The following is a 13,316-nucleotide window of genomic DNA, read 5'->3' as shown; positions in this document are numbered from 1 at the left end:
AGCGGAGGATCTCTAGTGAGACATAGGAGAAAGAACGGAGAAAGAACGGAGGCATAGCTTTACGAAGGGATGCGGGCGGGGAGCTAGGAGCCGCTGGGTTATCGATATATAGGGGATGGCACCGTTTCGGGTCAAGGAGCGGGAGAGAATGTCCACGAAGATCCTGTTCGTCGAGCCGCCCAAGGACTACTGGTTTCTCATGGGCGAGTATCTTCCCCCGCCCACGGGACTGCTCGTGCTCGCAGCGTACCTGGAGAGGGAACTGCCCGACGTCGAGATCGAGGTCCTTGACTGCCAGGCCGAGAGGAAGGGCTGGAAGGATGTCGAGGAGCGCATCGAACCGTTCGCTCCACACGTCGTTGCCGCCTCGGGATTCACGGCCAATGCATATGCCTGTGCAAAGGTCGCGGAAGCGGCGAAGAGGGTGAGCTCGGATATAGTCACGGTCCTGGGCGGTCAGCATTTCTCATTCACGACGGAGGATTCCCTCAACGACTTCCCCGAGATCGACTACATCGTCAGGGGAGAGGGGGAAGTGACGCTCGTAGAGCTTATCAGAGCCCTGAGAGATGGACAGGACGTCGGGGGGATCGAAGGGCTCTCGTTCAGGAACAACGGCGGAGTCGTTCACACACCGCAGCGCCCGCTGGTCGAGAATCTCGACACCCTGCCATTCCCCGCGTATCATCTCGTCGAGAAGAACATCGGGAAGTATCATTTCACCATGATGGCGGGCAAGAGCACCAGGTACATGATCCTGGAAGGCTCGCGGGGCTGCAAGCATAGATGCTCTTTCTGCACGCAGTGGAGGCACTGGAACGGCGTGTGGAGGACGAAATCGCCCAAACGGATAGCGGATGAGATGGAGCATTTCCATCAGCGATTCGGCGGGAAGTTCCTTTGGCTGACGGATGACAACTTCGATTACAGGAGTCGGGGAGAGGAGCTTTGGCGGGAGCTGCGCCAACGGGATTTCACCGACGACATCGCCTGGTTCTTCCAAGCGAGGACGGACGACATCGCCAACAACCCCGATCTGGTGGCGAAACTGCGGGAGGTGGGGAACAGCTGGATCCTCATCGGTGTCGAGAGCAACTCTCCCGAGATCCTGAAGGATTTCAAGAAGGGGCTGCGAGTTGGCGATGCGGCCCGCGCGGTGAAGATCCTCAACGACAACGACGTCTTCACGCAGTCCATGCTGGTCATGGGCTCGAGGAGGGACACGGCGGAGTCGATAAAGCAACTGCGGAGGTTCTCTCTCGAGCTGGACACTCACCTGGCGATATACACCGTCCTCACGCCATATCCCGGAACGGAAGTCCATGAGACCGCCTTGCGAAACGGGTGGATCGAGGATTCCAACTACGCGCACTACGACATGGTTCACGCTATCATGCCGACCGAGTCGCTCTCGCGTGACGAGGTGCAGCAGGAGCTTTATGGATGCTACAGGGCCTTCTACGGGTCCCTCCCGCGTAACATAGCGGGGTTGTTTTCGAAGAACAGGACCAAGAGAAGAGCCTACCGCCACATGGCGGGCAAGAGCGTGCTGAGGAACCTGAGGCGTCTGATTTGAGCCGAAAGGGCGAGTTGGCATACTACTTGGTCGTCTCGGTCATAGGTGCGTGCATTGTCATGGCAATGACGCTCTTCGTCTCCTCGGAAGCAGAGAACCTGGATATCTTGGACAGGCTGATCGCGGGCGGGGCGTTCATCGGGAGCTGCTTGCTCGGAATCTCACTGGCTCTCAGACCAGGATGGATCGGTAGGGCTGTCGGCAGAGGAAACGGATCGAGCGAGGGCCACGGTCGGGCGGAAACCAGAGGACGTCGCGGTCACCACCCGGACTGTGAAGGGTTCGCGAGCCACGTCATCACAACCGACAAGGGAGCTCGGTGCGCGGGCTGCACGGGTCTGGCCAGTGGTAGCGTGATGGCCATCATCCTGATGAGTATCTTCGTCATCATACCCGCCAGGATGTCACCAGGGATCCCTGGCTTGTTCGTGCTGCTTGGGTTAATCCTCATCGTCGTGGCATTCGGGGAGATAGCACTCCCGAGGAGAAACGCCCTCTTGCACGCGGCATTCAATGGCCTTCTGGTAATCGGCTTCTTCTTCGTCGTGACCGGCGTCTTTCACTCGACGGGTGATGCAACCTCTGCACTGCTCGCAATAGTCGTGTCATTTCTCTGGCTGGATGCGAGAATCCATCTCTCCAACTGGCGTCACGCGAAGATCTGCGAGAACTGCAGTGAGGTCTGCAAGGCCTACTGAGCCTAGGCCTTCTTGACCATCATCCTGATGCCGGCGATGATTATGGCAATGCCGATGAGGACTGGTATGATCCACCAGAGCTGGAAGTTCGCTATCCAATCCGGCATTCCTTCGACGTTCTTCAGGCCGAGCTCAATCACGATGAACAGACCGATGAGGGCGATTATCACTCCCCAGATGATCGAACCGCCACGAGGAGGGCCCCCGTGGCATTCATCCTCGCAGTCCCTCTCGCACTCCTTCTCCCTGCCTCTTCTGTCGGCTCCGAAGGGAGCGGCGCAGTTGCTACAGAACTGGGCACCATCCGCATTTTGCTGACCGCACTTTGCACAGTATACCAATGATGTTGCCTCCAGGCTGGAGATTAACTTCGTTATATCAAACTGTACGTGAGAGCCCCCAATCCCTTGGTCGACCCTCTCGCTACGGTATCAGACTGCTGAATGGGAATCGAATGTCTCTCCGCTGCATGGTCCTCCCCAAAACACTTAAGCGCCGCAGCACGATGATGCAGAGGTGAGGGATGTCGCGGAAGAGGTGAAATTACCAGTCACGACTCTGGTCGGAGCGTTTCTCGTAGTATGGGGCCTTCTGCTGATCACCCCCTTAATCGTTATGCTCCCAATCGTCCCGTTCATGTGTCTGGTCCTCTGGCTACCCATACTCGGGTGCCTTGGGTACATCATCCTTGGAGTTGGCCTAATCAAGAGACGTTCTTGGGCGTACTTCGGTGCGAAGATATTCATGGTCCTTGTCATCATCCTTCTGGTTGGTGCGATGATCTTCTTTGCCAATTCTCTGTCCTGGGCCCTGCTGGTGCCAATGATAATCATCCACGTTGCCATCTTCTACATCCTTGGAGAGCACCGACTGGAACCCCGATGGAACCTGAGGAGGAGAATCCCCAGAGTGGAGACGCTTAGAACGGAAGAGATCTCTGGACTGACCTGCGAGGAGTGCGGCTCGGGGAACCTCGCGGTCTATCCCGACGGTTCAGGCATCTGCCGGGACTGCAGACATGTCTTCTCGGATGCCAGGAAGAGGAATGGAGAAGACTGACGGAAGCGTCTGGCCAACTCAGCTTGGACTACTTCTTCGACTTCGATTCCTTTGCATGAGCGGGCCCAAATCCACTGGTCCAGTTCTCTTCCTCGGGCGGCGGATCCTTGGACCTCCTCGCGCCCAGGACGCCAGCACCGACCATGAGGAATCCGACGGCGCCAACGATGACACCGCCGTAGAACATGGGCGGGTAGAGACCGCAATCCTCGCCGTGGAGTTCGCGGTAGGCTGCTTCCCCGCAGTTGCCGACGTACGCGAACGTGAAGGTCGCCGCAAGCAGACCTGATATCACCAGCGCGAATCCCGCATCGGTCAGCAGTTCCTCCATCTCCATTCCGACTTGCCTCCCGTCAAGGATCTACGAGAACTCGTCCCTCGCGAAATAGAGTAGCAGGAGTGCAGGGGCGCCGAAATAGGGCATCACGAGCATCATGAGGACAGCGCCCGTGACCGCCAACAGACCGCGCGTTCGCATCAGCGCGCATATTGCGCCAGCCATTCCCCCGATCCCGAAGAAGAGGACCCACCAACCGAGCACGAACGCGTAGAAGCCAAAACCGGTGATGTCGGAGGCGCCGAAGACCAAGAAAGATATGCTGATGATCATGACCAGAATGGATGGTACGAGAATCAGGACTCCGGCGACGATCGCCATCCACTTGCCATACCTGCGTTCGGCCGGCGGGGCCAACTCCCGCTCGGTCTTCACCCTTCCGTGCTCGTCATACATCTCTTCGGCCATCTCACATCCCTCCGGAATTGGAGCTCCTGACCATGGTGCCTCCCTGAGCTCAGTCGCGCTCTCTGGCCAGCCAGGCCACAACGGTCGCCATGGAGACGATCACGACCGCCAGGAGCACATAAAGGAGCGGGGACTCCCACATTCCCGCAGGTCCGCCGCCAGTTGGGTCGAACCCCAGGATATCGTCCAGCGCGACGAACGCTTTCATCCCGCCAAAGATGTGTGCAGTCTCGCCGTCCCAGATCGCGCACGTGAGCTCCCGGGGGCTTGGCAGTCCGACTGAGAGGAGCGTCACGTTCTGAGTCGACGGGGTGAACCGCACGATCTCGTCCAGCGTCGTCTCCATGTTCCTCCCGCCGAAGATGTAGGCGCTCTCGCCATCCCAGATGGCTGAAGCGTGGAACCTTGGGCCTGGCAGAGTCTCTCCGAGCTTCTCGATGGTGTCCGTGCTCGGGTCGTATCTCAGGATCTGATCGAGTGCGGAAGCGTTGTCTCTGCCACCGAATATGTACACATGGGAACCGTCCCAGATTGCGGACGTTCCCGCTATCCCGCTAGGAAGCCCGGACGACATGACTGTGATCGTGTCCGTTGATGTGTCGTACCTGACGATCTCGCTGAGGAACTCCGTGTCATGCCCGCCGAAGATGAATGCGTGGTCTCCGTCCCACACGGCAGAGGAGCCCACTCTCCCGTTGGGAAGCGTTGCACTCATGACCTCCGCCGTACCGCCGTGGGAATCGTATCTTATTATCCGGTCGAGCTTGACGCCAATGTCGTCGATACCGCCGAAGACGAAAGCGTGGCTCCCGTCCCAGATCGAAGGTGAGCTCGACATCTTGGAGGGCAATACGCTCTCGTCGAAGGCGACGTTGTGGGACGCGTCAAAGGCGATGACGTCGTCGAATACCTGCGCCTCGTTCCGGCCGCCAAAGACGAAGGCCTCGTGGCCGTCCCACACGGCGGACGCGCGATACAGCGGTCTCGGCAGGCGACCCTCGAAATCGACTTCGCCCAGCTCATCCGCTCTGGACAGTGATACTCCCATCAGTTGTGAGGCGGCCAGCAGGGCGATCACAAAGAGCGCTGTGCGTTTCCTCATGGTACCAGTAATACACATCAGGACCATTGAGATAAACCTTGCGAGGGCTAAACGATACAGGCGGGAAGCTGATTCAACGTGCGAATGAACGACTACGACCGATGGGCCTGCTGCTACGACCTCATCTATGGGAGGTAGATGGACTACGATGCCCAGTGCGCCTACTTGCGGTCACTGTTCGAGGAGACAGGCGTTCCGGAAGGAGGGCGGATATTCGTCCCGATCACCAGTCTCATTCGACGGTGATGTCGATTGAGCTCTCCCACATGCCGTGCAGGTTGCAGTACCCCAGGGCGTAGACCGTGGACGACTTCCTCAGCTTCAAGGGGAACGTCACCTGCGGCTCCGCGTAGGCGGGTCCGATCTCGTACGTAGCTGCATGCACGGGGTTGTGCGATCGGCCTTCCTCCTCCACGAACACCCGAATCCACTTGATGTGGTGCTCCACGAGGTTCGGGTGGGGGACCGCCCTTCCCACGACCACGGTCACGTCGAATGCCTCGTCCACCTTCGCATTGGCGGGGGCCTCGATCTCGGGCGTGTGCTTCTCCTTTAGCGTCGCGTCCTCTTCTGCCTCTTCTGAGTATATCAGGTCTCCAATCTTCTTCATTCCAATTCCTCCCCGCTGATATGATAGATAAGCTGACGCTCGTTGGATATCCGCGAGGATATTAAACACTTTTCAACGGGCTTTGGGCTGGAAAACAGCGAGTGGACTGTGCTCAACAGAAGGAGCTATTCTGACTTGGGCCAGTCTTCCTTGTCCTCGATGTTGTCGATTCTGTAGTCCCCGCCCTGCTCAACCTCGGGCTCTTTTGCCAGCAAGTAGAACGGAAGGGCGAGAATGGAGACGATTCCGATGATGATTATCGCTGCGACTATCACAAAGAAGACGATAGCGCCGAGGAAGACGATAACGGCAATCAGAATCCCCAGTATGTAGAGCGCAAAGAGAATGGCCACCAGTATGGCCAGAAACACTACCAGAGCTACTACAGCGAATTTCTCGGGTTTCATTTATGTCCCACCCTATCTGCCCAATTGAATCCGCCCGCACCGTCCTACTTGGGCGCGAGCCTGGCCAGGGTCGCCGCGAGTTCGGCAAGATTCATGGACTGAAGCAGGATCTTGCCAGGACCTTTCAGCGTGGTCAGGAACACTCCTTCTCCGGCGAACATCATTGTCTTCAGCCCGCCTGCCCTCTCGATGTCGTATGACACCGTGGCATCCCAGCCGACGACCGATCCTGTATCCACCTTGACGGTCTGACCGGGCTTCAGATCCATCTCGACGAAATCGCCAGTCGCCTGGATGAACGCTGTTCCTTTGCCAGATAGCTTCTGCAGGATGAAGCCCTCCCCGCCGAACAGAGACGCGCCCAGCTTCTTCTGCCATGCCATGTCGAGGTTCACGCTGTTCTCGGCACAGAGGAACGCGGTTTTCTGGATCATGAAATCCCTGCCAGGGGCCAGCTGAATGGGCATGATCGTCCCCGGAGCAGATCCTCCGAAGCCTACGAATCCCTGGCTCCGAGTGGGCGAGAATTCCGTCAGGAAGAAGGTCTCCCCGGCGAGCTTCCTCTTGAGTCCTTTCATCATTCCACCCTTGGCCCTGGCTTCGAACATCATGTTCCCGCTCATGTAGACCATCGTACCCGCTTCTGCGTAAACCTTCTCGTTGGGTTCGAGCTCACACGTCACTATCTGGAGATTGTCTCCTGATATCTTGTACTTCAAGCAAATACCTCCATCTGTCCCTCAGACCTCTGTTGGTTCCAGGGAGACAGTTGGAGACCCCGATTTGGATATATAAAGCTAATCGACGGAAGTTGTGGATACTGACGCCAGCCAACTCATTCCAACCCGTCAACACTTTTTTATGCTTCTGCTTTCTTAGTGTCTGGAACAGCATGGAGATCGTGGACTACGAGGAGAAGTACGCGCAGGAATTGGCCGACATGTGGAACGCCAGCGACGAGGGTTGGCCTGGCGGGCTGACCAGAGGCGTTCCCATGACCCCGGACAAGGTCATGGAGAGCGAGAGGAGGATCAAGTGCTATGGCCGGTTCATCCTGATGGAAAAGGGCAAGGCGATCGGATATGTGCGCGTGAACCCCTATTTTGAAGAGAAGGAGGCGGCGTACGTCTCCTGGCTGAACGTCCTCCCCACCCATCACGGCAAGAGCTACGGCCGGAAGCTTCTCTGCAGGTCGGTCGAGTGCACGCGCGAGCAGGGGCTCGAGAGGCTAGACCTGCACACCTGGCCGGGCAACATGAAGGCACTTCCCGCGTACAAGAAGACGGGCTTCTTCTGGGTGCCCAAGACCGACGTATACATGCAGAGCTACGTCCCGCTGATAATGCGGTTCCCGCCGGCGAAGCCCTACTTCGACGAGCACGACTGGTACCACACGTTCCGGCGACCGGTCGTTCTGGAGGAGGATGATGTCGAGGTTGAAGGGATGAACGTCTTCCCGTACGGCTGGAAGGAGGGCGATGACGAGCTCACGATCTGGATAGACCGGGAATCCAGAGGGATCACGGGTTTCGAGAACCATGAGATGAAGGTCTTCGCCAAGCTCGACAGACACGACGTTCTGGCGGGCATGACATGGAAGATGACGTGGACCGTGGTCAACAAGAGCGAGCGGCAGATAGCGTGCAGCCTGAGGGCGACCCCGCCCAAGGGAGTGACTATTCGCTCGAAGGAGAAGAAGTTCGTCGTTCCCGCGGGGAAGTCGAGGGAGGTCTCTTCCAGCCTCAAAGTGTCGCTTGATGCGAAGGAGAAACACTCGGAGGAGAAGTGCGACGGCGTGCTATCCCGCATGAAGGTCGACGGGCAGTCATTCGTTCTCAGCACGGGATTACACATCAAGCAGGCAATCGAGATGCAGACGGATCCCGACTTCATATCGATGGTCCCGGGAACGTCAAGGGAAGTTTACATCAATCTCAGGAGCAACCTGAAGAAGAAGGTGAGGGGTCGAATACACCTGGAACCGGATGGCGTGCAACTCGACAAGAGGACCGCGCCCTTCACGTTACCCGCCGAAGGTCTCGCGGGGATTCCACTCAGAATCACCGCCAAGGCTCCAGAGACGAGAACCTATTCCATCATGGCCTGGGCAGAGTTCGAGGGAAAGCGGACCAAGAAGAAGACGCTCAAAGTGAGGAGCGTGGGCGTGCACGGGGCGATCGCGGACGTGGAGGACGACCGTCTGGTGGTGGAGAACGCCCAGGTACGCCTGGTGGCAACCAAGAAAGGCGCATGGGTGGATGTCTATGACAAGTCCCAAAGGGACCGGGTGATGGAGCACATCAACGTGCGTCTCGGGCCGCCCTTCTGGCCGTCGGAACTCGCAAGGCTCGAGTTCAAGATGAAAGCGAAGAACGAGAGAGGGCTGGCGACGGGGACGCTCACCACATCCTCCGAGGAGAGGGAGGGGCTGGAGATCTCCGTTCAGATACGGATGTCGGGCAGCAACACGGTTCAGATCGTTCCGATTCTTGACAACAAAGGGAAGAAGGCGGTGGAATGCCAGATTCAGTTCGCCGGCTTCCGAGAGGTCTACGAGGGCAGGATCACCATTCCCAGCAAGTACGGCATGATCCAGGAGGAGACCATCGAGGATGACTTCCCGGACTGGATGGAAGACGTTCCCAAGACGGGATACCTGACAGAGTCTTGGGTCCATTTCCGGGACGGGGAAACGGGTCTGGGACTTATCTGGGACCAGGAATCAGCGACCGAGGCGCACATCGGCGGATGGGGACCCAACTTCACTCTGGATGCCCCGAGAATCAGGCCGGGTGAGAGGAAGGAGCTCCCTCCGTTCTACGTCATTCCCGCGACGACCGACTGGAGAAGCGTGAGGAAGTCATGGCTCCAACTTGCGCATGGGCGTCTGGAGTCGGACGAGAAGGTGAGTCCCGTGCGGGTGTTCCAGGTCGCAACGGACCCGAGCCCCTTGGTTCTGGAGAACGAAGGCGAGTTCGGACTTAGGCTCAGGAACCTGCGGAACAAGAAGACGGACGCGAGGATAGCCCTCGATTTCCCCGCCCAGTTCAGGGCGGACAAGACGAGGTTCGAGGCGAAGGAGCTGTGCCTGGACAACCCCTTCGACGAAACTGTCAGATTGAGGGTAAGGGCTGCTCGCTTGGGCGTCAGCTTCGCGAAGGCCCGCCTTTGGACCCCCCTCTACGATGACGTGTATGCTCTCCCGATTGTCGTCATCGGGAAGCCGGGGAAGGTCTCGGTCCGTGAGAGGAAGGGGAGGATCGTTGTCGACAACGGGCACCTCGCCTTTGTCGTGGTCCCTGGCTTCGCAGGTTCTCTGGTGTCACTGAAGAAGGAGGGCGCCGAGTACATGCTATCCGCCTATCCTGAACCTGGTCAGCTGTCGTGGTTCCGTCCTTGGTACGGAGGCGTGACGCCCGTCGCCAGGAAGGGTGCTTTCCCTGGCAAGCTATACGAGGAATCGTTCAAGCACGAGAAGGTCAGGAGGGGACCGTGGAAGGGCGTGAGAGTCCAGACGAGAATCAAGAAGGACGAGAAGCTCAAGGGGCTGACCGTATCAACTGAGTATCTCACCAGACCAGGGAGCAATGTCGTCGCGGTCCGACAGGACTTCAAGAACACCAGCAAGTCCTCCCTGTACTTCGAGGGCGGATGCATGAGCTTCTATCAGGTCGGCGGGTCCAAGAGGACATCCGCGTACTTCAGCAGGTCGGGATGGAGACAGAGGAAGTGGGCGAAGGTGAGCTCCTTCTCCATTAGCGATAACCGCACGATAGTGATCACCGGCTCGAGGAAGAGAGAGTCCATCTGCTTCGTGTCCCCTTCTAGGCGATGCAAGGTCATGCTGTTCGACATGGCCAAGGAGGGGAAGCACGTTCACTCGGAGTCGAGCATGCCGCTGAAACCGAGAGAGACCCGCATGCTGACGCACTACATCGTTCTTTCAACAACGCCGAACGAGGCGAAGAAGTACGAGGTCCTCGCGGACCACGCTGATGATGACCTGAGGGACTAGGGCCTCAGTCAACGAGAACGACGCACAGAACCGCTGATAGAGCTGAGATTGAATTTATATAGCGGTAATCACTTCGCTCTGAGCAGAGAGGGGCAAGGATGGGGTTTATACATGAATACTGCTACTAGTAAGCTGTGGGCATTGTTTGTGAGCTTTGTGATGCTGGTCTCCGCCTTTGCGATGGTGATGACCGGTGAGAATGCGGAAGCGAGCACTGGAGGAAACGACGGCTGGGGGTACTACTACGTGGACAACCAGATCCCCAACCCGACGATTGAGTACAGCTGGATCGACACCAGCGCTTCGCCGAACGTCATCTTTCCGCACGCGGACGATGACGAGTTCGGACCCTTCAGGATAGGCTTCCCGTTCGTGTTCTACGGGAACGTGTTCGGTGAGTTCTGCATCGGCAACAACGGCGGGATAACGTTCAACACTCAGCCGACGTGCGAGAACATCTGGGCCCCAAACGCCCCCATACCGACGACTGGAGAGCCGGACAACCTGATCGCACCATTCTGGGACGACCTGCACGAGCAGGGGGAGATCCGCTATCTGCTGCAAGGCAATGCCCCTTACCGAATGATGATTGTCGAGTGGTTCGGCGTTGACACTTTCGCGAATCAGGGGTGGGATGACCTGACATTCGAGCTCATTCTGTACGAGACCACGAACGTCATACGGTTCCAGTACTTCGACACGCTTTACGGGGGGATCGATGACTTCGGATTGGTCGCTGTCGCAGGAATCGAGAATTGGGACGGGACTGTGGGTGTCGAGTACTCATACTACTCGCCCTCTCTCTTCGACGGCCTCGCAGTCGAGTTCCATCCGGTGCGCCAGACGCACTACTTCGACGATGTTGACACGCCGGGAACCGGATGGACAATGGATGGAATGTGGCATGTGGCCGATCAGACAATCGACCCGTGTTACGGTGGCGTTCCTCCGCCGGCAGTACATCCCCCGTCTGCCTTCTCACCGAATAATGCCTTCGCGTACCATGATGATGCGACCTGCAACTATGATACACCTCCACTGGCCAACATAGGCAATCTGACTTCGCCCCCGATAGATCTCACCTTTGCTTCGACAGCCCGGTTGACGTTCCTCAGCTGGTGGGACACCGAGAGCTTTCCCTGGGATCAGAAGACTGTGCAGATAAGTACTGACAACGTCACTTTCAACACGGTGTACATTGTCCTCGGTTCTTTAGACCCCTGGCAGACCTGGAACCTGGCTGCCGTCAACCTCAATCAGTACGTTGGAAGGGTCATCTGGATACGATTCCAGTTCGACACGATCGATGACATGTCAAACGACATGGCAGGCTGGTACGTCGATGACATCAACATAGACGAGCTCATCGCTCCGTGGCCGACGAACGTGGCTCTGTTCAAGAACATGGATGCTTGGGGCAACCCCTCGAACGAGGATGCCCTCAACTACTGGGGCATCCGCTACACGGTCTATTCCGGGGCGGACATCGGAGTCGTGGCGCTGGATCCTTACGACAAGGTCATCATATCGAGCGATCAGGACGATCCTTTCTATATCGCGGTGGAGGGCAATATCCCTTGGTTCGAAGCCTACGTGGCATCTGGCGGTGTGTTGGAAATCCACACGGCGGACGATGGATCGAACTTGGGGACTTGGCCTACCGGTGTTTTACCGGGGGGATACACATACTCTGCCGTGTTTGGAGACAACGTAGTGGTGACAGAGCCAACGCATGAGGTGCTGAACTACCCGCTTGTGATAACAGCTGCCGAGCTCCAGGGCTGGTTGTGGTCCTATCACGGACATCTCACGGTGACTCCGGGAGGGTCTTTGACAATCTTGGACAGTGGGCCTCCTATTTTCTCGGAACGCGCCACAGCGCCCTACTCGGGATACATCGTCTCCAGTCAGCCTCTCGAATGGGGCTATGACAACGGGTTATCCGGATTCCTGGAGAATGTAGTGCTCTACATGCCGTTCCCCGTCCCTGCCGCGGACCCGCCAGTCCTGTTCAACGAGTGGTTCAACCCGTGGATGGGCAACGCGACCACGGGCTTCAACTACACCGTATTCTACTCCGACCTCAATAACGATCCGCCAGCGGCAGGGCATCCCCTGGTCCATATCCTGGACAACCTTCTCGTGGACATCCCCGGGTCACCGTTCAGCATGAACTTAGACTATTGGCTCGGAGCCCCCGGGGACTACGTGACGGGTGCAGCCTACTACTACAATACGACGCTACCGTGCCCAGAGGTTTACAGTCTCTACATGGAGACCAACGACGCCACGGGGCTCTGGTACGTTGGGGGCACATTCCTTGGTCCTACTGTCATCTGCGGCAACCTCCCTGAGCTTTCTTGGACAGAAGAGCTTTCCTTCGTGGCGGACGGCCTGAACCCCGATTGGGGAGATGCGGCAACGGTTTTCGAGTGGAGGGTCATATACACGGACCTGGACAACGAACCTCCCGAAGCGGGTCATCCGATTCTGAATATCAACGAGAACCTCGCACCGATTCCGGGAGGGCCATTCACAATGAGCGAGGTCAATCCCCTCGACGTCGACTTCACGGACGGGAAGCTGTACACGCACTCGCAGACCCTGACGTGCGGGAACTACTACGACTATTGGTTCGAGGCGAACGACACTGCCGGGAACACGGCCATGTCGATCCAGTCCATCGGGCCCCAGGTCTTCTGCAACGATGCACCGTATTTCGATTGGACGGGCGAGCCGAACTACGTGGCCGACGGGCTTGACCCTGAAACAGGAGATCCTGCGACCGTATTCACGTACAGAATCGACTTCTACGACAACGACCAGCACCTGCCATCCGCGGGAACACCCGAAGTCCACATTCTGGACAGCGGCGTGGAGCTTCCCGGGAGTCCTGTCCCGATGATGGAGGACGACCCGATCATCTGGTACATGCAGGAGGACTTCGAGAGCGGTTCACCCGGGTGGGTCGGCTCTGGACTCTGGCATGAGGTCGATGATGCGACTGATCCGTGCGCATTGCCTTCCATTGAAGGGTCGCACAGTTGGGGCTACCACGGTGATAGCGCACCGCCCGTGCTGCCAGGCAGGTTATGCACGTACGA

General features: G+C 57.8%; 12 protein-coding genes. 5 read left to right on the top strand and 7 right to left on the bottom strand.

Annotated elements, in window-relative coordinates; translation table 11 throughout:
- Positions 1-148: 148 nt before the first annotated feature.
- Together LN415_04905 and LN415_04900 are read left to right on the top strand one after the other, a co-directional pair.
- Positions 149-1,576, top strand: coding sequence for a cobalamin-dependent protein (locus LN415_04905; protein ID MCJ2556431.1), 1,428 nt, complete (start codon positions 149-151; stop codon positions 1,574-1,576).
- A complete protein-coding gene (locus tag LN415_04900; protein ID MCJ2556430.1) occupies positions 1,573-2,274 on the top strand; it encodes a hypothetical protein in 702 nt (233 codons plus the stop codon). Before LN415_04905 ends, LN415_04900 begins: the two co-directional genes overlap by 4 nt.
- A 2-nt stretch (positions 2,275-2,276) precedes the next feature.
- Here the strand turns inward: LN415_04900 and LN415_04895 are convergent, their stop codons facing one another.
- A complete protein-coding gene (locus tag LN415_04895; protein MCJ2556429.1) occupies positions 2,277-2,615 on the bottom strand; it encodes a zinc-ribbon domain-containing protein in 339 nt (112 codons plus the stop codon).
- 175 nt (positions 2,616-2,790) lie between these two features.
- On the opposite strand from LN415_04895, the gene LN415_04890 reads away from it, so the two are divergent.
- Positions 2,791-3,333: a hypothetical protein gene (locus LN415_04890; GenBank protein ID MCJ2556428.1), complete on the top strand. Its 543-nt coding sequence runs from the start codon at positions 2,791-2,793 to the stop codon at positions 3,331-3,333.
- Positions 3,334-3,361: 28 nt separating this feature from the next.
- Here LN415_04890 and LN415_04885 read toward each other — a convergent pair whose 3' ends face one another.
- The 6 genes from LN415_04885 to LN415_04860 form a co-directional block, all read right to left on the bottom strand.
- Positions 3,362-3,670, bottom strand: coding sequence for a hypothetical protein (locus LN415_04885; protein MCJ2556427.1), 309 nt, complete (start codon positions 3,668-3,670; stop codon positions 3,362-3,364).
- Between the two features lie 24 nt (positions 3,671-3,694).
- Positions 3,695-4,078, bottom strand: a complete 384-nt coding sequence (locus tag LN415_04880; protein ID MCJ2556426.1) for a hypothetical protein — start codon at positions 4,076-4,078, stop codon at positions 3,695-3,697.
- Positions 4,079-4,127: 49 nt separating this feature from the next.
- Positions 4,128-5,180, bottom strand: a complete 1,053-nt coding sequence (locus tag LN415_04875) for a hypothetical protein (GenBank protein MCJ2556425.1) — start codon at positions 5,178-5,180, stop codon at positions 4,128-4,130.
- 232 nt (positions 5,181-5,412) lie between these two features.
- Positions 5,413-5,790: a class II SORL domain-containing protein gene (locus LN415_04870; protein ID MCJ2556424.1), complete on the bottom strand. Its 378-nt coding sequence runs from the start codon at positions 5,788-5,790 to the stop codon at positions 5,413-5,415.
- A gap of 125 nt (positions 5,791-5,915) precedes the next feature.
- Entirely contained in the window at positions 5,916-6,197 is a 282-nt protein-coding gene (locus LN415_04865; protein MCJ2556423.1) for a hypothetical protein, read from the bottom strand.
- Between the two features lie 44 nt (positions 6,198-6,241).
- Complete coding sequence (locus LN415_04860) at positions 6,242-6,916, bottom strand: TIGR00266 family protein (protein MCJ2556422.1); 675 nt, start codon at positions 6,914-6,916, stop codon at positions 6,242-6,244.
- Between the two features lie 173 nt (positions 6,917-7,089).
- Between LN415_04860 and LN415_04855 the strand changes: the two genes are divergently transcribed.
- Both LN415_04855 and LN415_04850 read left to right on the top strand, forming a co-directional pair.
- The gene (locus LN415_04855) at positions 7,090-10,212 is read left to right on the top strand and encodes a GNAT family N-acetyltransferase (GenBank protein ID MCJ2556421.1); all 3,123 of its coding nucleotides are present in this window, start codon (positions 7,090-7,092) and stop codon (positions 10,210-10,212) included.
- A 111-nt stretch (positions 10,213-10,323) separates the two neighbouring features.
- Positions 10,324-13,316: immune inhibitor A (locus tag LN415_04850; GenBank protein MCJ2556420.1), on the top strand; the 2,993-nt coding region annotated here is incomplete at its 3' end.

The organism is Candidatus Thermoplasmatota archaeon, from assembly GCA_022848865.1.
Classification (GTDB): domain Archaea; phylum Thermoplasmatota; class Thermoplasmata; order RBG-16-68-12; family JAGMCJ01; genus JAGMCJ01.
Note: the sequence above shows the minus strand (reverse complement) of the source record. Positions and strands in the feature narration are given on the sequence as shown.